20 protein-coding genes are annotated in these 21,449 nt (G+C 69.7%); 3 read left to right on the top strand and 17 right to left on the bottom strand.

All coding sequences use genetic code 11. The features are described from left to right. Positions 1-4: 4 nt before the first annotated feature. Both IPK81_03300 and IPK81_03295 read left to right on the top strand, forming a co-directional pair. Entirely contained in the window at positions 5-1,792 is a 1,788-nt protein-coding gene (locus tag IPK81_03300; protein ID QQS13293.1) for an acyl-CoA dehydrogenase C-terminal domain-containing protein, read from the top strand. A gap of 604 nt (positions 1,793-2,396) precedes the next feature. Continuing rightward, positions 2,397-2,963 (top strand): hypothetical protein, encoded by a 567-nt coding sequence (locus tag IPK81_03295; protein QQS13292.1) that lies wholly within the window; start codon positions 2,397-2,399, stop codon positions 2,961-2,963. A gap of 16 nt (positions 2,964-2,979) precedes the next feature. Here IPK81_03295 and IPK81_03290 read toward each other — a convergent pair whose 3' ends face one another. Together IPK81_03290 and IPK81_03285 are read right to left on the bottom strand one after the other, a co-directional pair. Continuing rightward, complete coding sequence (locus IPK81_03290) at positions 2,980-3,363, bottom strand: hypothetical protein (GenBank protein QQS13291.1); 384 nt, start codon at positions 3,361-3,363, stop codon at positions 2,980-2,982. Positions 3,364-3,376: 13 nt separating this feature from the next. Next, positions 3,377-4,465: a transglutaminase domain-containing protein gene (locus IPK81_03285; GenBank protein QQS13290.1), complete on the bottom strand. Its 1,089-nt coding sequence runs from the start codon at positions 4,463-4,465 to the stop codon at positions 3,377-3,379. 349 nt (positions 4,466-4,814) lie between these two features. Between IPK81_03285 and IPK81_03280 the strand changes: the two genes are divergently transcribed. Continuing rightward, on the top strand, positions 4,815-5,615 hold the full coding sequence (locus IPK81_03280; protein ID QQS13289.1) for an enoyl-CoA hydratase: 801 nt from the start codon (positions 4,815-4,817) through the stop codon (positions 5,613-5,615). On the opposite strand, the gene IPK81_03275 is transcribed toward IPK81_03280, so the two are convergent. The 15 genes from IPK81_03275 to IPK81_03205 form a co-directional block, all read right to left on the bottom strand. Next, positions 5,602-6,357 carry an alpha/beta fold hydrolase gene (locus tag IPK81_03275; protein QQS13288.1) on the bottom strand — a complete coding sequence of 252 codons (756 nt, stop codon included), beginning with the start codon at positions 6,355-6,357 and terminating at the stop codon, positions 5,602-5,604. The genes IPK81_03280 and IPK81_03275 overlap by 14 nt on opposite strands. 131 nt (positions 6,358-6,488) lie before the next feature. Then, positions 6,489-7,343: an NAD(P)-dependent oxidoreductase gene (locus IPK81_03270; GenBank protein ID QQS13287.1), complete on the bottom strand. Its 855-nt coding sequence runs from the start codon at positions 7,341-7,343 to the stop codon at positions 6,489-6,491. 26 nt (positions 7,344-7,369) lie between these two features. Continuing rightward, positions 7,370-8,290, bottom strand: coding sequence for a glutathione S-transferase family protein (locus tag IPK81_03265; protein ID QQS13286.1), 921 nt, complete (start codon positions 8,288-8,290; stop codon positions 7,370-7,372). Between the two features lie 28 nt (positions 8,291-8,318). Then, positions 8,319-9,296, bottom strand: a complete 978-nt coding sequence (locus IPK81_03260) for a tripartite tricarboxylate transporter substrate binding protein BugD (GenBank protein QQS13285.1) — start codon at positions 9,294-9,296, stop codon at positions 8,319-8,321. 47 nt (positions 9,297-9,343) lie between these two features. Then, positions 9,344-10,321 (bottom strand): tripartite tricarboxylate transporter substrate binding protein BugD, encoded by a 978-nt coding sequence (locus IPK81_03255; GenBank protein ID QQS13284.1) that lies wholly within the window; start codon positions 10,319-10,321, stop codon positions 9,344-9,346. 185 nt (positions 10,322-10,506) lie between these two features. Further along, positions 10,507-11,691 carry an acetyl-CoA C-acyltransferase gene (locus IPK81_03250; protein ID QQS14940.1) on the bottom strand — a complete coding sequence of 395 codons (1,185 nt, stop codon included), beginning with the start codon at positions 11,689-11,691 and terminating at the stop codon, positions 10,507-10,509. A gap of 70 nt (positions 11,692-11,761) precedes the next feature. Beyond that, complete coding sequence (locus IPK81_03245) at positions 11,762-13,858, bottom strand: enoyl-CoA hydratase/isomerase family protein (GenBank protein ID QQS13283.1); 2,097 nt, start codon at positions 13,856-13,858, stop codon at positions 11,762-11,764. Positions 13,859-13,995: 137 nt separating this feature from the next. Beyond that, the gene (locus IPK81_03240) at positions 13,996-15,627 is read right to left on the bottom strand and encodes a long-chain-fatty-acid--CoA ligase (protein ID QQS13282.1); all 1,632 of its coding nucleotides are present in this window, start codon (positions 15,625-15,627) and stop codon (positions 13,996-13,998) included. Positions 15,628-15,735: 108 nt separating this feature from the next. Then, positions 15,736-16,932 carry an amidohydrolase gene (locus IPK81_03235; GenBank protein QQS13281.1) on the bottom strand — a complete coding sequence of 399 codons (1,197 nt, stop codon included), beginning with the start codon at positions 16,930-16,932 and terminating at the stop codon, positions 15,736-15,738. Between the two features lie 58 nt (positions 16,933-16,990). Next, positions 16,991-17,461: a PaaI family thioesterase gene (locus IPK81_03230; GenBank protein ID QQS13280.1), complete on the bottom strand. Its 471-nt coding sequence runs from the start codon at positions 17,459-17,461 to the stop codon at positions 16,991-16,993. A gap of 30 nt (positions 17,462-17,491) precedes the next feature. Further along, positions 17,492-18,451 (bottom strand): IclR family transcriptional regulator, encoded by a 960-nt coding sequence (locus IPK81_03225; GenBank protein QQS13279.1) that lies wholly within the window; start codon positions 18,449-18,451, stop codon positions 17,492-17,494. Positions 18,452-18,765: 314 nt separating this feature from the next. Beyond that, positions 18,766-19,119, bottom strand: a complete 354-nt coding sequence (locus IPK81_03220) for a hypothetical protein (protein QQS13278.1) — start codon at positions 19,117-19,119, stop codon at positions 18,766-18,768. Positions 19,120-19,250: 131 nt separating this feature from the next. Continuing rightward, positions 19,251-20,486 (bottom strand): acyl-CoA dehydrogenase family protein, encoded by a 1,236-nt coding sequence (locus IPK81_03215; GenBank protein QQS13277.1) that lies wholly within the window; start codon positions 20,484-20,486, stop codon positions 19,251-19,253. Beyond that, on the bottom strand, positions 20,483-21,052 hold the full coding sequence (locus tag IPK81_03210) for a hypothetical protein (GenBank protein ID QQS13276.1): 570 nt from the start codon (positions 21,050-21,052) through the stop codon (positions 20,483-20,485). The genes IPK81_03215 and IPK81_03210 overlap by 4 nt, the downstream gene beginning before the upstream one ends. Then, complete coding sequence (locus tag IPK81_03205) at positions 21,031-21,432, bottom strand: hypothetical protein (GenBank protein ID QQS13275.1); 402 nt, start codon at positions 21,430-21,432, stop codon at positions 21,031-21,033. Before IPK81_03205 ends, IPK81_03210 begins: the two co-directional genes overlap by 22 nt. Between the last annotated feature and the right edge of the window lie 17 nt (positions 21,433-21,449).

Genomic DNA, 21,449 nt, shown 5'->3' with positions numbered 1-21,449 from the left:
GATGATGGCCGTCTACAAGGCACCGCTGAAGGACATGCGCTTCGTGCTCAACGAGGTGCTCGACCTGAAGACCGTCTCGTCGCTGCCGCCGTTCGGCGAGGTGACGCCGGATCTGGTCGACGCGATCCTCGAGGAGGCGGCCAAGCTGTGCGAGAACGTGCTGTTCCCGCTGAACCGCTCCGGCGACGAGGAGGGCTGCGTCTACGAGAACGGCGTGGTGCGCACGCCCAAGGGCTTCAAGGAGGCCTACAAGGCGTTCACCGAGGGCGGCTGGACCAACATCACGACCGATCCGAAGTTCGGCGGCCAGGGCCTGCCGGCGACGGTCGGCTTCGTCGTCCAGGAGATGATCACCGCCGCCAACATGTCGTTCGGCATGTATCCCGGACTGTCGCACGGCGCCTACGAGGCGCTGCACGCCCATGGGACGCAGGAGCTGCAGCAGAAGTTCCTGCCCAAGATCGGCGACGGCACGTGGTCGGGCACGATGTGCCTGACCGAACCTCACTGCGGCACGGATCTCGGCATGCTGCGCACGCGCGCCGAGCCCCAGCGCGACGGCAGCTACGCCATCACCGGCACCAAGATCTTCATCTCGGCCGGCGAGCACGACCTGACCGAGAACATCGTGCATCTCTGCCTCGCGCGCCTGCCGGACGCGCCCGGCGGCACCAAAGGCATCTCGCTGTTCATCGTGCCCAAGTTCATGCCGACGGCCGACGGCAAGCCGGGCGAGCGCAACGGCGTGCGCTGCGGGGCCATCGAGCACAAGATGGGCATCAAGGCGTCGGCCACCTGCGTGATGAACTTCGACTCCGCCCAGGGCTGGCTGGTCGGCGAACCCAACAAGGGCCTCAACGCGATGTTCGTGATGATGAACGCCGCCCGGCTCGGCGTCGGCATGCAGGGGCTGGGCATCGCCGAGACAGCGTACCAGAGCGCGGTCGCCTGCGCCCGCGACCGGATCCAGGGGCGCGCGCTGACGGGCCCGAAGAACGACAAGGGTCCAGCCGATCCGATCATCGTGCACCCCGACGTGCGCCGCATGCTGCTGACGCAGAAATCCTTCGCCGAGGGCGCCCGCGCGCTCGCCTACTGGGTCGGCACGCTGATCGACGTGGCGCGCCACAGCGACGACGCGGACAAGCGCGACGCCGCCGACGACCTGCTGCAGCTGCTGACGCCGATCATCAAGGCGTACTTCACCGACATGGGCAGCGAGTGCGCCAATCTGGCCGTCCAGACCTACGGCGGCCACGGCTTCATCCGCGAGCACGGCGTCGAGCAGCTCGTGCGCGACGCGCGCATCTCGCAGCTCTACGAGGGCACCAACGGCATCCAGGCGCTCGACCTCGTCGGCCGCAAGCTGCCGATGAAGGGCGGCCGGCCGGCGCAACGTCTGCTGGGCGAGATCAACGGCTTCGTCGCCGCAAACAAGGGCGACGCCAAGCTGGCGGAGTTCGTCGAGCCGCTGGAGAAGGCGGTCGGCCGGGTCATGGAGAGCGTCGGCTTCCTGATGCAGAACGGCATGAAGAATCCCGACGAGGCCGGCGGCGCCGCCACCGACTTCCTGCGCCTCATGGGGCTGAGTGCGATGGCCTTCATGTGGGCGCGCATCGCCAAGGCGGCGCATGCCGGCTTGGCGGCGGGCAACGACAACGATTTCTACGAGACCAAGCTGGCGACCGGACGCTTCTTCGTGAAGCGCGTCCTGCCGCAGACGACGTCGCTGGCGCACCAGATCAAGGCCGGCGCGGAAACGCTGATGGCGCTCAAGGCCGAGGCGTTCTGACGCCGCGGGCGCCATTCCCGCGATGACGACGGCGCCGGCGATCCCGGCGCCGTTTTCACGTCGACGCTTTCCGGCGCCGCGCCTACGCTGGCGTCGGACGCCAGCGTAGGCGCGGGAGGGACGAGATGGCGGACAAGATCGACCGGGCGCATCTCGTCGGCAGCGTGCCGCTGTCCGACAGCGAGCAGGTGTTCCGCCAGGTCGCCGCCGCGCTGGGACCGCTGCTGGCGCGGATTCCCGATGGCGAGACGGGTGACCGCGCGCGCTGGATCCGCTACCAGCAGGACATGCTGGAGCGCCATCCCGCGATGGAGCCCGATCCGACGGCGCCGCCGCTGCGTTTCGTGCAGTGGGACGGCAAGCTGATCCGCGAATGGCCGCTGCTGCGCTTCCGGGCCGGGGTCGATCCGGCGACCGTCGAGTTCGAGACAGGCTACGACGGCGAGGCGGCCAATTCGTACGCTGTTTTCCGGCGGCTGCGCGACGACGGCGCGATTCCGGCGCATGTGCGGTTCCAGGTGTGCCTGCCGACGCCGCTGGCGATCGGCGTGATGTACGCGAGTCCGGGGCGCGCGACTCGTTCCTCGCCGTCTACGAGCGCGCCATGCAGCGCACGATCGACCGGATCGTGGCGTCGATCCCGCCCGCCGACCTCTCGATCCAGTACGACGTGTGCCAGGAGGTCCTCGTATTCGAGGGTTACTTCCCCGGCCGTCCGGCCGACTACAAGCGCCGCGTCTTCGACGGTCTGGGGCGGCTGGGCGACGCGGTGCCCGAGGCCGTCGAACTGGGCTACCACCTCTGCTATGGCTCGCCACGCGACGAGCATCTAGTGCAGCCAAAGGACGCCGCCATCTTGGTGGAGATGATGAACGGCATCGGTGACGCCGTGCGCCGGCGGATTGATTTCCTGCACATTCCCGTGCCCAAGGACCGCAGCGACGACGCCTATTTCAAACCGCTGCGCGATTGGCGCCGGCGGCCTGAGACACGGCCGCATCTCGGGCTGATCCACCACGCCGACGCCGCCGGCGACCGCGCGCGGATCGCGGCGGCGCGCGTCTACGTTCCGGATTTCGGTGTCTCAAGCGAGTGCGGCTGGGGCCGCACGGAGCCGTCGCGTCTGCCGGGACTGCTCGAGGCCCACCGCGCGGCGGCGGCGCTGTTCTGAGACGCCGACGGCGGCGTCACGCCTCGCGCGACAGCGGAAGCCCGGCGGCGTTCCAGCCCTCCATGCCCGCGCGCAGCACCACGACACGCCCGAAGCCGCGTTCCGCGAGGATCGTGGCGGCGCGGGCGGAGCGCTTGTCGGTGCGGCAGACGAGCACGATGTCGCGGTCGCGCGGCGCGTCGAGGGAGTCGGCGCGGGCTTCAAGCCGGTCCAGCGGCAGGTTGACCGCGCCGTCGATATGCCCGAGCGGACCGGTGAACTCGTCCGCGCCGCGCACATCGACGATCAGCGGCCGCGCGCCCGTGCCGTCCAGCCACCTGACCTCCGTCGGGTCGAGCCACACCGTCGTCGCGGTTGGATTCGATCGACCGCGCCACCAGCCCAGCAAACCCGCGAGCATCCGCGGTGGCCCGTCAGGCCGCCGCGATCTCGCGCGACGCGATCTTGTAGACGAAGGTGTCGGGATCGACGCCGTCGCGCGGGCCCTTGGCCGTCTCGGCCTCCGGATACATGAAGAAGTTGACCGGCTCGCCCTTGGACAGCGGTAGCCGCACGTCGCGGCCGGAGTTGTAGGCGATCCAGTTGTTCTCCCATGATCCGAACAGGAACTTGCGCAGATCGGCCATCTTGGGGTCGGTCAGCGCCAGCTTGTCGTCGAGCACGACCTTGCGGATGTCGGCGGGATCGGCCGGCACCCAGCCCAGCCCGGCGGCCCAGAACTCGGCGCGGCAGTGCTGGCCTTTGCTGATATCGGCGGTCTTGGCGCCCATCGCGGGATAGTGGGCGGATGGCGCGGCGCGCACGCCGTAGACGCCGCGCGACGGGACGCCGGCGGCGCGCGTCAGGCCGACGAACAGCGCGTTGAGATCGGCGCATTTGCCGCTGAGGTTGCCGGTCGTCAGCATCGCGCGGATGTCGCCGATGCCGCAGCCCTTGACCTTGGCGTCGCGGAACGTGTTCTCGCAGATCCAGTCGAACACAGCCTGCGCCTTCTCGACGGCGCCGGTCTTGCCGCGAGTGATCCTCTCGGCCGTCTCCTTGACGATGCCGTCGGTCACGATCATCGACGACGGCCGGAGGTAGCCGGCGATGCTCTCGGGGAGTGGCGCGCTCGCGGCCGTCGCCTTCGTGAAGTCGGTGTGGCGTCCGAGCGCACCGACGCGCATCGTCAACGCGACCTTGCGACCCTCGCCGCCCTCCGGCCACTCGGCGTGGAAGGCGGTGGCGCCGGTGCCGGTGTCGCGGTGGATGCCCATGGTCGGCGCGTTGCCGGACCAGGTCACACCCTCGAGACGCTGCCAGTCGGCGTCCTGCGGGAGCGGCAGCCACAACTTGGTGCGGCCGGCGTCCACGGGGATGTCGACGGTCTCGACCAGTTCGAACGTCCGCCACCTGCGGGCGTCGGCGGCAGGCGCAGCGACGGCACGGGTGGCCGACAAGGCCGCGGCGGCTGGCAGAAGCGGCAGCGCGGCGGCGGTGGACAGTAGGGAACGACGCAGCATGGCTGTGGTCTCCGGCGACGGGCGGCCGGCGCGTTCGGTATCGCGGTGCGATGGCGCGCTGGCGCGGATGGGTTCTGGCGAAATTGGGGAGTCGCGGCGGCTTCCGTCCGGTTGACCCGGCGTGCTTGCGGATGAGGTTCCGTCGGCGCCCGGCCCGGGCAGCGCGTGGTGACCAGCCTCGACTGCGCGCCGCGACGGTAGCGGGCGCGCCGGTCATCCGTCAACGGCCGCCAGCGCGCGCCGCCGGGATTCCGCGGCGCGGGCGGCCATCGGGCGCGGCGCTGGCTCCGCCGGGGCGGGCGTGCTGGACTGGGCCATCCACGCGGCATCGAGGAACGAGGAGAACGCCATGGAAGCCCCGCATGTGCTCGTCGACGTCCAGGACGGAATCGGCACGCTGACCCTGAACCGGCCGGCGGTGCTCAACGCGCTGTCGGCGCAGATGACCGAGCTGCTGATCGAGCACACCGCGCGTCTGGAGAAGGATCCGGCGGTGCGGTGCGTGCTGATCCAGGGCGCCGGCACGCACTTCATGGCCGGCGGCGACATCAAGGGCTTCCACCGCTCGCTTACGGAGGAGCGCGAGAAGCATCTCGCGAACTTCGAGATGCGCGTCGTGAAGGCGCACCAGCTGATCTACCAGCTGCGCCGCATGCCCAAACCGGTTCTCGTCTCTGTCCAGGGCGCGGCGGCGGGCTTCGGCCTGAGCCTGATCCTGGCGGCCGACCTGGCGATCGCCAGCGACGATTCCTTCTTCACCCTCGCCTACCGCCACATCGGCCTGTCGGCCGACGGCGGCGCGACCTATTTCCTGCCGCGCGTGGTGGGCGAGCGCAAGGCGCTGGAGATCGCGCTGCTGGGCGACCGCTTCACGGCGGCGACCGCCAAGGAACTGGGCATCCTCAACTGGATCGTGCCGCGCGAGCAGCTCGCGGCGGAGACGGCGAAGCTGGCGCGCCGCCTGGCCGACGGGCCGACCTTCGCGCTGGGCAAGGCCAAGGCCCTGATCCGGGGTTCGCTCGACAACTCGTGGGACGAGCACTCGCACCGCGAGGCCGAGTACCTCGCGGCCTGCGCCGCGACCGGGGACCACAAGGAGGGTCTCGACGCGTTCCTCGAGAAGCGGACGGCGAAGTTCAAAGGGCGCTGACGGCGCTCCGGGCGGGCTCGGTCTCGCGCGCCACCGTCTCGAGGTGCTCGACCAGCGCCTCGGGATCGGAGAAGAACGGCGAATGGCCGGTGTCGAGCGTCAAGGTCGCGCACGGCGTGGCGGCGAGCATGCCGCGCTGCATCGACAGGGTGACGGCGTTGTTTCGCAGGCACACGACGTACCACCGCGGCACGCCGCCCCAGCGCTCCTGCGTGTAGGACGCCGGCGTCGTGACGATCACCGTGGCCTGCGGCCGCAACCGCTCCAACGCGCGGTAGACGTCCTGCGCGTCGCAGTCGTTGTAGAACAGCGATGGCACGTTCGCGCGCTTGAAGGAATAGGTGACGCCGTCGGGGTTGTGCTCGAACGAGCGGCGGATCAGTGACTCGGGCTCTCTCGACGTGATGTCGCGCACGCACTCGCCGGGCACCGGAAGCTGGGCGGCGAGGTAGACCAGGGCGCGCACCTTGCGCCGGCGCGCCTCGGCGGCGTGCGTGATCGTGAGGCCGCCGAGACTATGGCCCACGAGGATCACCGGCTCGCTCTCGCGGTCGAGAAGCTTCGACACGAAATCCACGTACTTCGCCAGCGTGACGGACGCCGCCGGGGTGTCGTGGTCGGCGCCGCTGCCGGGAAGGTCGGGCGCCAGCGCTCGGTGGCCGCGCGCCTCGAGCAGCGGGACCACCTTCTCCCAGCACCAGCCGCCATGGCTCGCGCCGTGTATCAGGATGAATGTCGCCATGCGGGACAGGACCGTTCTCGAGGGCAGGGCGGTCCGGAGCATCGCGGCCGGACTTGGAACACCGTACGGAGGGGCGGAGCGCTGTCCATGGGGCAAACGCCGGGGCTGGTTTGCGCCGCGCGCCGCCCTCGTCAACCGCGCCCGACGACCGTGCGCGCGCCCGGCGCGGGCACGAAGAAATCGGGCGCCAGCTCGGCCCCCGGCGACACGGCGTAGCGTGACAGGTCGGTGACGCCGGCCTGCGCCAGCGCCTCGTCGTCGATGAAGAACCGGCCGGTGCACTCCCGGCTCGGCCGGGTCAGCACCCAGTGGGCCGCGTCGGCCATGATCTCCGGCGTCCGGCTGCGTCGCATCAACTCGTCGCCGCCCAGCAGGTTCTTGATCGCCGACGTGGCGATGGTCGTGCGCGGCCACAGGCAGTTGAAGGCGATTCCGTCGTCCTTGAACTCCTCGGCCATCGCCCAGGCGAACACGCTCATGCCGTACTTGGCCAAGGTGTAGGCGGCGTGCGGCGCGAACCACCGGATGTCGAAATCCAGCGGTGGCGACAGATTGAGCACGTGCGGGTTGGCGGCCTTGCGCAGATGCGGGATGCACTTCTGCGACACCAGGAACACGCCCCTGGCGTTGATCTGGTGCATCAGGTCGTAGCGCTTCATCGGTGTCGCCAGGGTGCCGCCGAGATGGATGGCGCTGGCGTTGTTGACCAGGATGTCGAGGCCCCCGAACGTCTCGACGGCCTTCGCCACGGCCGCCTCGACGCCCTGCTCGTCGCGGATGTCGACGGCGATCGGCAGCGCCCGCCCGCCGGCCTTCTCGATCTCCTCGGCGGCGGTGAAGATCGTACCGGGCAGGCGGGGATCGGCGACCGCCGTCTTGGCGGCGACCACGATGTTGGCGCCGTCGCGCGCGGCGCGCAGCGCGATCGCCAGGCCGATCCCCCGGCTGGCGCCGGTGATGAACAGCGTCTTGCCCTTCAAGCTCATGGCGCGCTCCTCCGGATTGGCGGCGCTCAGGCCGCGCGCAGATCGTAGCCCAGCCGCGGGAAGTGGACGACGATTTCACCGACCACCGGATCCTCGCGGCGGATCGCGATCTCGCGGTCGTCGATGAAATCCAGCGTGCCGTCGACGGGATCGCGGGCGTAGTCGTCGGCGCGGATGCGCACGCGGGCGCCGACCGGCGGATCGTCGGGGTCGGGCGCCGATCGCCCGGCGGGCGCGGGCGCGGCATCGGCCGCCGCACGCAGCGCCTCGGCAGCGGTCATCGGGGACGGCTGGCCGTGGCCGAACGCCGCCACCCGCTCCATCCACGCCCGCAACGCCGCGTATGGCGCCAGCAAGGGAACCACGCGCTCGCTGCGGGCGCCGAAGAACCACAGCGTGTGGTAGACGGCGATGTCGGCCGACGTGAACCTGTCGCCGCACACCCAGCGCCGGCCGTCGGCCAGCATGTTCTCGATCAGCGGCAGTTGCGCGCGCACCAGCGGCGCGTTGCGGGCGGCGGCCCGCCGCACCGTGGCGAGGTCCGGGTCGGGCAGGCCGCGCATGCGCGAGCGGTCGACGAACAGGCCCTCCGGCATCAGGTCGGCGTTCACGCCGGAGACATGCAGCGCGACCGGGCGGAAGAACTGGTTCTCGACCCAGTAGGTGATCGCGTTGGCGACGCCTTCGAGTTCCGGCGGGAACAGCGGCGGATCGGGATGCCGGCGGTCGAGTTCGCGCAGGATGAGGCGGGTGTCGCAATACACGTCGGCGCCGATCTGCAGCACCGGCGTGCGGCGGTAGCCGCCGGTCAGCGGCGTGAGATCGGGCTTCGGCGCGATCGGTGGAATGACGACGGAGCGCCACGTCAGCGCCTTGTATCCAAGCGCGATGCGAGCCTTCTCAGCGTAGTTGGAGAAGTCGTAGTTATGGAGGATCAGCTCGGCCACGCGGCGGCCTCCGGGCGGGCCGCCGAGATCACTCGATCTTGATGCCCGCGGCCTTGATCAGCGGCCACCACAGCTCGATCTCGGCTTTGTGGTGGGCGCGCAGCGCGTCCGGCGTCTGCTGCGCGGGCTGCGGGATCTCCTGGCCCAGCGCCGTGAAGCGCTCCCGCACCTGCGGATCGGTCAACGCCTCCATCGCGGCGGCGGTCAGGCGCGCGGTGACGTCCCTAGGCGTGCCCTTGGGCGCCCACAGCCCGTGCCAGATCGCGATGTAGAGGCCGGGGACGCCGGCCTCGTCGACGGTGGGGATGTCAGGCATCGCCGCCAGCCGCGTCTTGGCGGTCACGGCGAAGGCCTTGATCTTGCCGGCCTTGAGCTGCGGGATCGAGTTGGCGGCCTGGTCGAAGATGACGTCGATCTGGCCGGCGATCAGGTCCTGCATCGCCGGGCCGGCGCCGCGGTAGGGCACGAAGCGCAACTTCGATCCGGTCTTCTGCTCGAAATACACGCCGGCGACGTGAGAGGCGGCGCCGACGCCGGCGGTGCCGGCGGTGACCTTGTCGGGATTGGCCTTCGCGTAGGCGGCGAGCTCCTTCAGGTCCTTGGCCGGCAGACCGGTCCGGGCCGCGACGAGCTGCGGGTTGGTCGCGATGAACGCCAACGGCTCGAAATCGTCGAGCACGTGGTAGTTCAGCTGGTACACCGCGCCGTTGACGACGTGCGTGCTCCAGTGGCCGATGGCGATGGTGTAGCCGTCCGGCGCCGCGCGGGCGACCTTCCCGACGCCGACCGTGCCGGCCGCGCCGGTCACGTTCTCGACGAACACGGTCTGGCCCAGCGTCCGGCTCATGCGCTCCGCCATGATGCGGGCCAGCGTGTCGGTAGGGCCGCCGGCCGAGAACGGCACCACCAGCGAGATCTGCTTCGTGGGATAGGCCTGCGCGAAGGCGGCGAGCGGTGCGATGGCGACGACGGCGGCGCCGAGCGCGGCGAGGGTGCGGCGAAGCATGCGGGGTCTCCCAGTGACGATATCGGGCGGCGGAGGCGCGGTCGGCGCTATTCGATCTTGATGCCGGCGGCCTTGATCAGCGGCCACCACAACTCGATCTCGGCCTTGTGGTGGGCGCGCAGCCCCGCCGGCGTCCGTTGCTCGGCGGTCGGCAGGTCCTGCCCCAGCGTCGCCAGCTTGGCGGCGACCTGCGGATCGTCCAGCGCCTCGCGCACGGCGGTGTTGAGACGCTCGACGACCGCGTCCGGCGCGCCCTTCGGCAGCCACAGCGCGTGCCACACCGCGACATGGTAGCCGGGCAGGCCGGCCTCGTCGACCGTGGGGATGTCGGGCATCGCGGGAGAGCGCGTCCTCGCCGTGATCGCGTAGGCTCGGACCTTGCCGGCGCGCACCTGCGGCAGCGAGTTGGCGGCCTGGTCGAACATCAGCTGCACCTGCCCGGACAGCAGATCCTGCATCGCCGGCGCCGCGCCGCGGTAGGGCACGAACTGGATCTTGCCGCCGACCATGTTGTTGAAATAGACGCCGCTGACATGCGAGCCGGCGCCGATGCCCGACGTCGCCGCCGTGACCTTGTCGCCGTTCGCCTTGACCCAGGCGACCAGCTCCTTGAGATCCTTCGCCGGCACCGAGGGGTGCGAGACGATCATCTGCGGACCTGTCGTCACCATCGCGATGGGCGCGAAGTCGTCGAACGGATGGTAGGTGAGGTTGGCGTAGAGCGCGCCGTTGACGACGTGCGTGCCCCAGTGGCCGATGGCGATGGTGTAGCCGTCCGGCGCGGCGCGCGCCGCCTTGGCGGTGCCGATCGTGCCGGCCGCGCCGCTGACGTTCTCGACGATCACCGTCTGGCCGAGCGATCTTCCCATCCGTTCCGCCAGCAGCCGCGCGATCGTGTCGGTCGGTCCGCCGGCGGCGTAGGCGACGACCATGGTGACGGGCTTCGTCGGATAGGTCTGCGCCGCCGCCGCCGCGCTCCACAGGGCGGTGAAAACGGCGCAAATTACCGCGAGACGTCTCGTCATCGTCGTTTCCCCACCTGGCCCGCGGGTGACGCGGGCAAGTTCCATTTGGCGCGGAGTTTGGCGTGCCGTGGCGTCGCCGGCAATCGCGGGATGTGACCGCGAACCGGACGAGGAGGGTGCTTCCCAGAACGAAGAAGGGAGGCCATTGGCCTCCCCTCCATCCGTGCCGTGTCCCGGCGCGTGGATCAGTGCACGACCTCGAACAGGCCGGCCGCGCCCATGCCGCCGCCGATGCACATCGTGACGACGACGTTCTTGGCCTTGCGGCGGCGGCCTTCGATGAGGATATGGCCGGTGCAGCGCGCGCCGGTCATGCCGAAGGGGTGGCCGATCGAGATCGAGCCGCCGTTGACGTTGAGCTTGTCGTTGGGGATGCCGAGCTTGTCGCGGCAGTAGAGCACCTGCACGGCGAACGCCTCGTTCAGCTCCCACAGGTCGATGTCGTCCATCTTCAGGCCGAAGCGGGTCAGCAGCTTGGGAATGGCGTAGACCGGGCCGATGCCCATCTCGTCGGGCTCGCAGCCGGCCACGACCAGGCCCTTGTAGATGCCCAGCGGCTTCAGGCCGCGCTTGGCCGCCTCGGCGTCGCTCATCACGACGCAGGCCGAGGCGCCGTCCGAGAGCTGGCTGGCGTTGCCGGCGGTGATCCACTTGTCCGGGCCGGCGACGGGTTGCAGCTTGGCGAGGCCCTCGAGGTTGGTGTCGGGACGGTTGCCCTCGTCCTTGGCCAGCTTGACCTTCTTCTTCGAGGTCTCGCCGGTGTTCTTGTCGGTCACCAGCATCTCGGTTTCCATCGGCACGATCTCGTCGTCGAACTTGCCGGCCTGCTGGCCCGCCGCCGTGCGCAGCTGGCTCTGCAGCGAGTACTCGTCCTGGGCCTCGCGGCTGATCTTGTAGCGCGCCGCCACGGTGTCGGCGGTGGTGATCATCGCGTGGTAGATGCCGGGCACGTGCTCCTGCACCCAGGGATTCACAAGGCGGTGCTTGTTGCCGTTACCCTGCACCAGCGACACCGATTCGAGTCCGCCCGCGACCATGATCGGCACTTTGTCGACGATCACCCGCTGCGCGGCCATCGAGATGGTCTGCAGGCCCGAGGAGCAGAAGCGGTTGACGGTCGTGCCGGAGACGCTGACCGGCGCGCCGGCGCGCATCGCCGAGACGCGGGCGACGTTGCTGCCGGTGGTGCCCTCCGGAGCGGCGCAGCCGAGGATCACGTCCTCGATCTCGCCCAGCTCGATCTTGGCGCGGTCGGCCGCGGCCTTGATGACGTGCGCGCCCATGTCGGCGCCGTGGGTGTCGTTGAACGCGCCGCGGAAAGCCTTGCCGATCGGCGTGCGGGCGGTGGAGACGATGACGGCATCCATGATGGTTTCCTCCTGTCGGTGACGGTCGACTGTAGCATGACGGGGGCCGGCGTCAGCCGGTCCGCCGGACGGATCAGAGGTCGGCGAATTTCCCGCCCTCGGCGACCAGCTTCTTGAGCAGCGGCGCCGGCTCCCAGAACGGGTCGCCGGACATCTCCTTGTAGCGCAGCAGCGCGTCGTGGATCGTCTTGAGGCCGACCACATTGTCGGCCCACCACATCGGGCCACCACGGTAGACCGGCCAGCCGTAGCCGTTGACCCAGATGACGTCGATGTCCAGCGCGCGCTGCGCCATGCCCTCCTGGAGGATCTTGGCGCCCTCGTTGACCATCGGATAGAGCGTGCGCTCCAGGATCTCCTGGTCGGTGAAGGAGCGGCGGCTGACGCCGAGCCTCTTCGACGTCTCCTCGATGATGCGCTCGACCTCGGGGTCGGGGATCGGCGTGCGGTCCGGCAGGTTGTACTTGTAGTAGCCGGCGCCGGTCTTCTGGCCGAAGCGGCCCAGCTCGCAGATCGCGTCGGCGACGTAGCCGGTGTAGCGGACGTTGCGCTGCTCCTTCTCCTTCTTGCCCTGGCGGATGCGCCAGCCCACGTCGTTGCCGGCCAGATCGCTCATCTGGAACGGCCCCATCGGGAAGCCGAAATCGAAGATCACCTTGTCGATCTGCTGCGGCAGGGCGCCTTCCTCGAGCATGTAGGCCGACTGGATGCCGCGCTGGCGCAGCATGCGGTTGCCGACGAAGCCCTCGCACACGCCGACCAAGGTCGGGATCTTGCCGATCTTCTTCGACAGCGACATGACCGTGGCGATGACGTCCTTCGACGTCGCCTTGCCGCGGACATTCTCCAGCAGCTTCATGACGTTGGCCGGCGAGAAGAAGTGCATGCCGATCACGTCGCCCGGCCGCTTCGTGTAGGACGCGATCTGGTCGACGTTCAGGCCCGAGGTGTTCGTGGCCAGGATGGCGCCCGGCTTGGCGACCTCGTCGAGCTTCTTGAAGACGGCCTCCTTGACCTCCATCGTCTCGAACACCGCCTCGATGATGACGTCGGCGTCCTTGAGGTCGTCGTAGGACAGCGTCGGCTTGATCAGCGCCATGCGCTGCTCGACCTGCTCCATCGTGAGGCCGCCGCGCTTGGCGGTGTTCTCGTAGTTGGTGCGGATGGTCTTCAAACCGCGGTCGAGCGCCTCCTGCGAGGTCTCCAGCACGGCGACCGGGACTCCTGCGTTGGCGAAGTTCATGGCGATGCCGCCGCCCATCGTGCCGGCGCCGATGATGCCGCCGGACTTGATCTCGCGCTGCGGCGTGTCGGCGGGCACGTCCTTGACCTTCGCCGCCTCACGCTCGGCGAAGAAGTAGAAGCGCTGCGCTGCCGACTCGCTCGATGTCAGCAACTCCTGGAACAGCTCGCGCTCTCGCGCCAGACCCTGGTCGAACGGCAGCTCGGCGGCCGCCTGGACGCACTTGATGATGTTCCACGGCGCCTTGAAGCCGCGCGACTTGCGCGCGATCGACTTCTCGAAATCGGCGAAGGTGGTCGCGCTCTCGACCTTGACCGACAGGTCGCGCACCCGGCGCAGCGGCGCGCCCTGAGCCACCAGCTCGCGCGCGTAGGCGATGGCGCCCTGCAGCAGGTCACCCTCGACGACACGGTCGATGATCCCCTTCGACGCGGCCTCCTTGGCCGGGATGTGGCGGCCCGACACCATGGCGTCGAGCGCGTAGGCGGCGCCGGTCAGGCGGGGCAGCCGCTGCGTCCCGCCGGCCCCGGGCAGGATGCCGAGATGCACCTCGGGCAGGCCGACGCGGGTGGAGGGCAGGGAAATGCGGTAGTGCGCGCCCAGCGCCGTCTCCAGTCCGCCGCCCAGCGGCGTGCCGTGCAGCGCCGCCACGATCAGCTTCGGGCTGCTCTCCATGATGCGGATGACCTCGTTGAGGTCGGTGCCGCCGCGCGGCTTGCCGAACTCGCGGATGTCGGCGCCGGCGATGAAGGTGCGGCCGCCGCCGATCAGCACGATCGCCTTGATCGCCGGATCGGCGCCGAACGCCTTGACGCCCTCGTCCAGACCGGTGCGCACGGCGGCGCTGAGCGCGTTCACCGGCGGATTGTTGACGGTGAGGATACCGATCTCGCCGTCGGTCGAACGGATGATGGCGGGCTCTGACATGCGGGCGGTTCCTCCGGGCGGGTCTATTCCGCGCCGCGGAAGCATGGGCGCGTTTCGGCTCGGGCTTAGCATGCCGCCGCGAGCGGCGCGACCGCGCGGGCGCGGGTCGTGCCGCGGTACGAACGAACTTCGCCGGCCTACGCCGTCGGCAGCTTGTAGTCCTTGAACTGCTCGCGCAGCTTGGTCTTCAGGATCTTGCCGGTCGCGCCGAGCGGGATCGCGTCGACGAACTGGACGTCGTCGGGCAGCCACCACTTCGCGACCTTGTCCTTGAGGAAGTCGAGGACCTGCTCCTTGGTGACCGCGGCATCCGGGCGCGGATGCACGATCAGCAGCGGGCGCTCGTCCCATTTCGGATGCGCGACGCCGATCACCGCCGCTTCGGCGACGCCTGGGCACCCCATGGCGGCGTTCTCGAGATCGATCGAGGAGATCCACTCGCCGCCGGATTTTATGACGTCCTTGGATCGATCGGTGATGACGACCGAACCGTCCGTCTCGATCTTGCAGACGTCGCCGGTGGCGAACCAGTCGTCCTTGCCGAACTGGCTCTTGCCGTCGCCCTTCATGTAGCCTTTCACGATCCACGGACCGCGCACCACCATGTTGCCGGAGACGCTGCCGTCCTGCGGCAGGTCGTTGCCGGCGTCGTCGACGATTTTCATCTCGCAGCCGAACACCGGACGTCCCTGCTTGGCGGTGATGGCGAAACGCTCCTCGTCGGGCAGCTGGCGCTCGCCGCGGTTGAACCGAGTCGTGGTGCCCAGCGGGCTCATCTCGGTCATGCCCCAGCCCTGCACGACCTCGACGCCATGCTCCTTCCAGAAGCGCGAGATCATCGAGATCGGCACGGCCGAACCGCCGATGAGGGTGCGCTTGACCGACGACATCCTGAGCTTGTTCTGGGCGCAGTGGTCGAGCAGCGCGAGCCACACCGTCGGGACGCCGGCGCTGAGCGTGACCTGTTCCTGGGCGAGCAGCTCGTAGACGCTGGCGCCGTCGAGCTTGGCGCCGGGGAGCACCAGCTTGGCGCCGGCGATCGGCGCGGCGTAGACGAGGCCCCAGGCGTTGGCGTGGAACATCGGCACCACCGGCAGCACCGTGGTGTCGGGGTCCATGGGGATCACCGAGCCATTGGACGACATCATCGTGTGGATCAGCGTCGACCGGTGCGAATACAGCACACCCTTGGGATTGCCCGTCGTGCCCGACGTGTAGCAAAGCGACGAAGCCGTCCGCTCGTCGAAGTCCGGCCAGCTCAGGGTGCCCGGCCGGTCGGCGATCAGCTCCTCGTAGCACAGCAGGTTGGCGATCTTGGACGACGCCGGCATGTGCGCCCGGTCGGTCATGACCACGACGTGCCGCACCGTCTCGAGGCGGTCGATCACGCCCTCGACGATCGGCAGCAGATTGAGGTCGACGAGGATGATCTGGTCCTCGGCGTGGTTGGCGATGTAGGCGACGTGGTCCGGCGCCAGACGCGGATTTATCGTGTGCAGCACCGCGCCGATGCCGGAGATGCCGAAGTAGCATTCGAAGTGGCGGTAGGTGTTCCAGGCGATGGTGGCGACCCGGTCGCCCAGCTTGACGCCCAGCCCCTGCAGCGCCTCCGCCAGCTTCTTGGAGCGCCTGTGGGCGTCGCCATAGCCGTAGCGGTGGATCGGGCCTTCGACCGTGCGCGTGACGATCTCGACGTCGGTGTAGTAGTTGGCGGCGAAGTCGATGATCTGCGAGATCAGCAGCGGACGGTCCTGCATGAGGCCGAGCATGGCGTTTCCCCGTGTGCGGTGTTCGTTGGCGGCGGCGACATTAGCAACCACGACACGGACGGACAACGCGCCTGCGCCGCGTCGATCGCCCGCGGGGGCGGGTGGCGCCTACGGCGCGGCGTCGCCCAGTTCCTGCCGCACGACGTTGAGCCAGTAGGCCGCGCCGGTGACGAGGATGGAGTCGTTGAAGTCGTAGAGCGGCGTATGCACGTAGTGGCAGCCGCCGGCCTCGTCGCCGCCGTTGCCGATGAAGATGTAGGCGCCCGGCTTGGTCTGGAGCATGAACGCGAAGTCCTCCGCGCCGGTCAGCGGCTGGGTGTCGCCATCGACATTCTCGGCCCCGACCGTCGCGGTCGCAGCCGCCATCGCGACCTTGGTCTGCTCGGCGGCGTTGACCAAGGGCGGGTATCGGCGCTGGTAGGTGTACTCCACGGCGCAGCCCCAGCTCCCGGCGGTCGACCGCGCCACCTCGCCGAGCCGGCGCTCCAGCGTGTCGCGCACCGCCGGGCGGTAGCTGCGCGACGTGCCGCGCACGACGACCTCCGACGGGATCACGTTGGGCGCGTTGAACGAACCGCCGGCGATGTGGCCGACGCTGAGCACGGCGGTGTCGAACGGCGAGACGTTGCGGCCGACGATGCCCTGCACCGCCAGCGTGAACGCCGCCGCCGGCATGGTCGGATCGGTGCCACGCTCCGGCGCCGAGCCGTGGCCGCCCGTGCCCTTGAACACGGCGGTCCAGCGGTCGCTGGCGGCCAGCATCGGACCCGGCCGGATGGCGAACTTGCCGGCCGGGATGCCGGGCATGTTGTGCATGCCGTAGACCGCGTCGCACGGGAACAGGTCGAACAGGCCTTCCTCGATCATCACCCGGGCGCCGCCCAGGCCCTCCTCGGCCGGCTGGAAGATGAAATGCACGGTGCCGGCGAAATCGGGGTCGGCCGCCAGACGCCGCGCGGCGCCCAGCAGCATCGTGGTGTGGCCGTCATGGCCGCAGGCGTGCATCTTGCCGTCGTTGACGGAGCGGTGCGCGAAGTCGTTCCTCTCGTGCAGGTGCAGCGCGTCCATGTCGGCCCGAAGGCCGATCGATTTCTGTCCCGCGCGCCGGCCGCGCAGCGTGCCGACCACGCCGGTGACGGCCAGGCCGCGGTGGACCGCGATGCCCCATTCGGTCAGCTTGGCGGCGACGATGTCGGCGGTCCGCACCTCCTCGAACGCGGTCTCGGGGTGCTGGTGGATGTCGCGCCGGATGGCGACGAGGTCGGCCTCGAATTCCCTCAGGGCGTCGAACGTGTCGTGCGGCATGTCGGTCTCCCGTGCGCCGCGACCGTAGGCGCCCGTCCACCGGTCGACAAGGCCGCCGCTACTCCGCCGCCTGCTTCAAACGCCTCAGGCTGCCGTCGTCGCGTTCGCGGCTGGTCTGGCGGAACGTGCCCGTGCCGCAGGCGACCAGGTCGCCGTGCTGGTCGCGGATCTCGGCCTCCGTGGTGAAGGTGCTGCGGCCGCCGCCCTCGCGGCGCAGGCCGAGGATGGTGAGCGTGTCGCCGTCCCTGGCCGATTTCAGGAACTGGGTCGTGAAGCTCATGGTCACGGTCCAGTGCCGCTTGCCGGTGCGCTCGTCGAACGTCGAGGCGACGCCCGACGCCGAATCCAGCAGTGTCATCAGCACGCCGCCATGCAGGATGCCGCCGGCGTTGCACAGCTCCGGCCGCACCTTCAACTCGACCTCGACGAACCCCGGCCGCCAGGCGACGACGCGGTGGCCGATATAGGCGTTGAACCCGACGAAGCGGTACTCGACCGGCTCGGCGTCGGCCGGGCGTTGGATCGGCATGGGCGCGGGACCTGGTTCGCGGGCGCGCCGTCAGCCGCGCGCGCGCGACAGCGGCGGGGTGGCGGCGCGGCCGGCGAGCCCGTTGCGCACCTCGCGCGCCATGCGCACCAGACGCGGGCCCCAGTCCTGCTCGAGCCGCTCGCGCGACACCTGGTAGATCGGCGCCGAGGCGTTGAACGCGAAGAAGGTCTCGCCGTCCGGACTGCGCAGCGGCGCCCCGACGCCGGCGATCTCGGGGAGCCACTCGCCCCATGACAGGCAGAACCCGCGCTCGGCGATCTCGCGCTCGGCCTGCTCGATGCCGGCCTTGATCTTCCCCCAGTCGTCGCGGCCGCGGCGGCGCAGCGAATCCAGGAGGCGCGACTTCTCGGGCTCCGGCAGCGCCGCGACATAGGCGCGGCCCATCGCCGTGCTGGCGATCGGCACGCGCGAGCCGACGTCGTAGGTGATGCCGACGGCGGACGGCCCGCGGTGGCATTCCAGCCAGATCATCGAATGGCGGTCGCGGCCGCCGAGCGAGACCGAGGCGTTGATCTGTTGGGCCAGCGCCTGCATCGGCGCGCGGGCGACGTGGCGGACGTCCATGTTGGAGAGGGCGGCGTAGCCCAGCGCCAGGACCGACGGTCCGAGCTCGTATTTGCGGAAGCGCCGCGCGTAGCTGAGGTAGCCCAGCTCGGTCAGCGTATGCGTCAGCCGCGCGACCGTCGGCTTCGGGAGGCCGGCGCGTGCGGCGATCTCCTGGTTGCCCAGCATCCCGTCGCCGGCGTGGAAGGCGCGCAGGATGTCCAGCCCGCGGGCGAGCGCGGTGACGAACTGCCGGTCCTTGCTGCCGTCCTCCTCGACCGCTGGCGTGTGCGCGACCGGCGCGGGCGGTTTCGCGGGGGGCCGCGCCGGCGTCGCGACGGTGACGGGACGCGCGACGGCGGGGCGGGCGACCGGCGTGGCGGTCGGGGTCTCGATGCGGTGGCGGGCCGACGTGGTCGCGGGCATATTTCCTCGTTCCTCCGGAATACCGTTTCGTTGGGCGATGGCATGCCACGCGTCGAGCGTCCTCTCAAGCGCCCGGAATGAATTTTCGCATATCGGAATATAGGCGCCGCCACCCCGACATCCCTGTCAGGCACCGTCTGGTGACCGCTAACGCCTTGAGTCGCTTTGGGATCGGTCGATCGCTGACGTGCGTCGTCCTGGCGGCCCGGCGCCAAGCGCCATTTCTGCCGCATTCATGCCATGCGCGGATCGCGCGACGCGGCGCCGCGACTTGGAATTGGTCCAGTTTCCAGTGGCCGCGCCGCGGCGGTGGATCAACGCAGCGGCAGATGGGTGACGATCTTCGCCTCGTTTTCGACGACCCATTCGCGCGTGGTCTGGCAGGTGTCGCCACGCGTCTTGCAACCCGAGAGGCAGCCGGGCGATCCCGTCATGTTCGCCGTGCACCAGTCGACGCACCAGCGGACGTATTGCGAACAGGTCTCGCCACGGCCGGCCCGCACGCGCCGGAAGTCCCGCGCTGGTGGAGGCCCCGGCGCGGCCGCGACCGGACGGGTCTCAGCGGTCAAAGCGGCGGGGCCGTCACCGGGATCGGCGGCGTGCGACGCGGAAGAAATGGACAGGAGGGCCGCGGCGAAAACCGCCGCGAAAACGCGCTTGGAAAGCATGGCTGGCTCGAAAATCAATTTCCGACAATGCAGACAAGATAGCACAAAAACGGTCGCTCGCCCCCGTCGAAATCAAGGCCGCTATGAAACGGCCGTCGGGCGGCGCCAGCGCGCCGCCCGGGCCGTCGCCGCTACAGCAGATCGCCGCCGCAGGCGCCCGCCGTCGTGCCGGTCGCCTTGAACGCCTTGATCACGTTGCGGCCGGTGGTCCAGCGATGCACCTCGTCCGGGCCGTCGACCAGGCGCTGCGAGCGGATGCGCGTGTACCAGGCGGCCAGCGGCGTGTCGTGCGAGTAGCCGAGCGCGCCGTGCAGCTGGATCGCGGTGTCGACGACCTTGTGGACCATGTGCGCCAGATAGACCTTGGCGATCCCGTTCTCCTGCCGCAGGTCCATCTTGTGCTCGGCCTTGTAGGCGATGTGCAGCAGCATCAGGCGCGCGATGTAAAGCTCGCTGGCGCATTCCGCGAGCATGAACTGCACGGCCTGGCGCTCGTCGAGCGGCTTGCCGAAGGTGCTGCGGCTGGTGACGTGCTTGGTCGCCATGTCGAGCGCGCGCTGGGCCATCGCGATGTTGTGCATGCCGTGGCGCAGGCGGCCGTAGGCCAGCCGGTGCTGGCCCATACCGAAGCCGTTGCCCTCGCCGCCCAGCAGGTTCTCGGCCGGCACCTCGAGATCCTTGATTTCGATCTCGGCGTGGCCGCCGCCCATGATGTGGCTCAGCGGCCCCTCCGACGCCATTGTCGGGATGTTGCGCTTGATGCGGTAGCCGGGGTTCGGCAGCTCGACGATGAAGGTCGAGAACTGCCTGTGCCGGGGCGCGTCCGGATCGGTCCGCGCCATGATCACCGCGATGTCGGCGGCGGTGGCCGCGGACGAGAACCATTTCTCGCCGTTCAGCAGGTACTTCTCGTTGCCGACCTTGTCGGCGCGCGTGCGCATGCCGGTGGCGTCGGCGCCGGCGGCTTTCTCGGTCATCGAGTAGCAGATGCGCTTGTCGCCGTTGAGCAGCGGCTTGAGGAACTTCTCCTTCTGGTGCGGCGTGCCGTGCTCGAGCAGGGTCAGCATGGTCGCGTCGTCGGGTCCCTGCGTGTTCATCGACAACGCGCCGAGATGGCTCTCGCCCAACTCCATCTGCACCAGGGCGTTGGCCAGCGGGCCGAGCCCCATGCCGCCGTGCTCCTTGGGGATGAAGGGGCACCACAGCCCCTGCGCCCGCGCTTTCGTGCGCAGCTCCGCCAGCACGGTCTTGTAGTCCTCGCCTTTGAGCAGACGCGCCTCTGCGGGGATGCACTCGTCGTGGACCCATTGGCGCACGCGCTCGCGGATGGCCTTCGCTTCAGCGGGAATCTCGAAATCGATGCTCATCGTGGTCTCCTCCTGCCTTGTCGCCGGTCGCACGGATACCACGAACCGTCGCGCGTCACGACGCGCCGGACGTCGCCCCGGCGAGCGTCAGCGTTCCCGACACCAGCGCCTTGCCCGAGAGCGCATCGCCGCACGAGATCGCGAATGTCCGCGAGGCGCAGGCGCCTGTGTCGAGCAGGTCCATGCGGACGGTCGCATCCAGGCCCGGAAGGATGTTGTTGAGGATCGACACGGAATAGCGCGCCGCGCAGCCACGCGGCGCCGTGGAGCCGGAACATCATGCCGTTGACCAGCCCGATCACGTAGCGGCCGGGCGCGATGATGTCCGGCAGGCCCGAGCGCATCGCGAAGTCCCGGTCGTTGTGGAAGCTCGCGTGCGGGCCGTAGACCGCCTCCTCGGCCTGGAAGAAGGCGATAAGCTCGTCGCGCTCCAGGCGCTTGGGCGTCAAGGCCACCGACACGCCGGGCGGCGCCGTCGCCGTGTCCGGCCCGCGTCCGCCGGTCCGCCCCGCGGCGGCGCGCGCGGCGACCGCCTCCGCCCGGTTCAGCAGCATGGTGTTGCGCACGCGCGCCGCGAGCGCGCCGCCCTCGTTCCGGGTCTCCAGCTCGAAGACGACGTACCTGCCGCCGCGCGCTCGTACTTGCCGGCGATGCGCAGCGACACCTCGATGCGCGACCCGACATGGACGGGCTCCAGGAACTCCGCCTCGCACTTGGCGTGGACGCTGCCGGCCCAGTGGTAGCGCTGCCGCCCGACCCACGTGTGCTGGCCGCACAGCAGGCTCGGCTCGGCGATCTCGCGTCCGTCCGCGTCGCGTAGGCTCGACGCATCGGCGACGCTCAGCGGCGGCAGCCGCCGGCGGTTGAAATCGACGGGAACGACGTAGGCGAACGGCCCCATCGTCTCCCCGATCGGGGCGGTGTCGTAGTCCAACGCTTCGGTCATTCCGCTCGTCCCTCGCG

It is taken from the genome of Rhodospirillales bacterium, assembly GCA_016699855.1.
Taxonomy (GTDB): domain Bacteria; phylum Pseudomonadota; class Alphaproteobacteria; order Reyranellales; family Reyranellaceae.
This window is presented reverse-complemented; position numbering and strand designations above follow the sequence as displayed.

Excerpts from the sequence above, each read along its gene's own strand:
- IPK81_03220 (QQS13278.1), bottom strand. The coding sequence starts at position 19,119 with ATGCTTTCCAAGCGCGTTTTCGCGGCGGTTTTCGCCGCGGCCCTCCTG.
- IPK81_03240 (QQS13282.1), bottom strand. The coding sequence starts at position 15,627 with ATGCTCGGCCTCATGCAGGACCGTCCGCTGCTGATCTCGCAGATCATC.
- IPK81_03290 (QQS13291.1), bottom strand. The coding sequence starts at position 3,363 with ATGCTCGCGGGTTTGCTGGGCTGGTGGCGCGGTCGATCGAATCCAACC.
- IPK81_03230 (QQS13280.1), bottom strand. The coding sequence starts at position 17,461 with ATGCCGATCCAACGCCCGGCCGACGCCGAGCCGGTCGAGTACCGCTTC.
- IPK81_03300 (QQS13293.1), top strand. The coding sequence starts at position 5 with ATGGCCGTCTACAAGGCACCGCTGAAGGACATGCGCTTCGTGCTCAAC.
- IPK81_03295 (QQS13292.1), top strand. The coding sequence starts at position 2,397 with ATGCAGCGCACGATCGACCGGATCGTGGCGTCGATCCCGCCCGCCGAC.
- IPK81_03285 (QQS13290.1), bottom strand. The coding sequence starts at position 4,465 with ATGCTGCGTCGTTCCCTACTGTCCACCGCCGCCGCGCTGCCGCTTCTG.
- IPK81_03225 (QQS13279.1), bottom strand. The coding sequence starts at position 18,451 with ATGCCCGCGACCACGTCGGCCCGCCACCGCATCGAGACCCCGACCGCC.
- IPK81_03260 (QQS13285.1), bottom strand. The coding sequence starts at position 9,296 with ATGCTTCGCCGCACCCTCGCCGCGCTCGGCGCCGCCGTCGTCGCCATC.
- IPK81_03270 (QQS13287.1), bottom strand. The coding sequence starts at position 7,343 with ATGAGCTTGAAGGGCAAGACGCTGTTCATCACCGGCGCCAGCCGGGGG.
- IPK81_03245 (QQS13283.1), bottom strand. The coding sequence starts at position 13,858 with ATGTCAGAGCCCGCCATCATCCGTTCGACCGACGGCGAGATCGGTATC.
- IPK81_03255 (QQS13284.1), bottom strand. The coding sequence starts at position 10,321 with ATGACGAGACGTCTCGCGGTAATTTGCGCCGTTTTCACCGCCCTGTGG.
- IPK81_03215 (QQS13277.1), bottom strand. The coding sequence starts at position 20,486 with ATGAGCATCGATTTCGAGATTCCCGCTGAAGCGAAGGCCATCCGCGAG.
- IPK81_03280 (QQS13289.1), top strand. The coding sequence starts at position 4,815 with ATGGAAGCCCCGCATGTGCTCGTCGACGTCCAGGACGGAATCGGCACG.
- IPK81_03235 (QQS13281.1), bottom strand. The coding sequence starts at position 16,932 with ATGCCGCACGACACGTTCGACGCCCTGAGGGAATTCGAGGCCGACCTC.
- IPK81_03275 (QQS13288.1), bottom strand. The coding sequence starts at position 6,357 with ATGGCGACATTCATCCTGATACACGGCGCGAGCCATGGCGGCTGGTGC.
- IPK81_03205 (QQS13275.1), bottom strand. The coding sequence starts at position 21,432 with ATGACCGAAGCGTTGGACTACGACACCGCCCCGATCGGGGAGACGATG.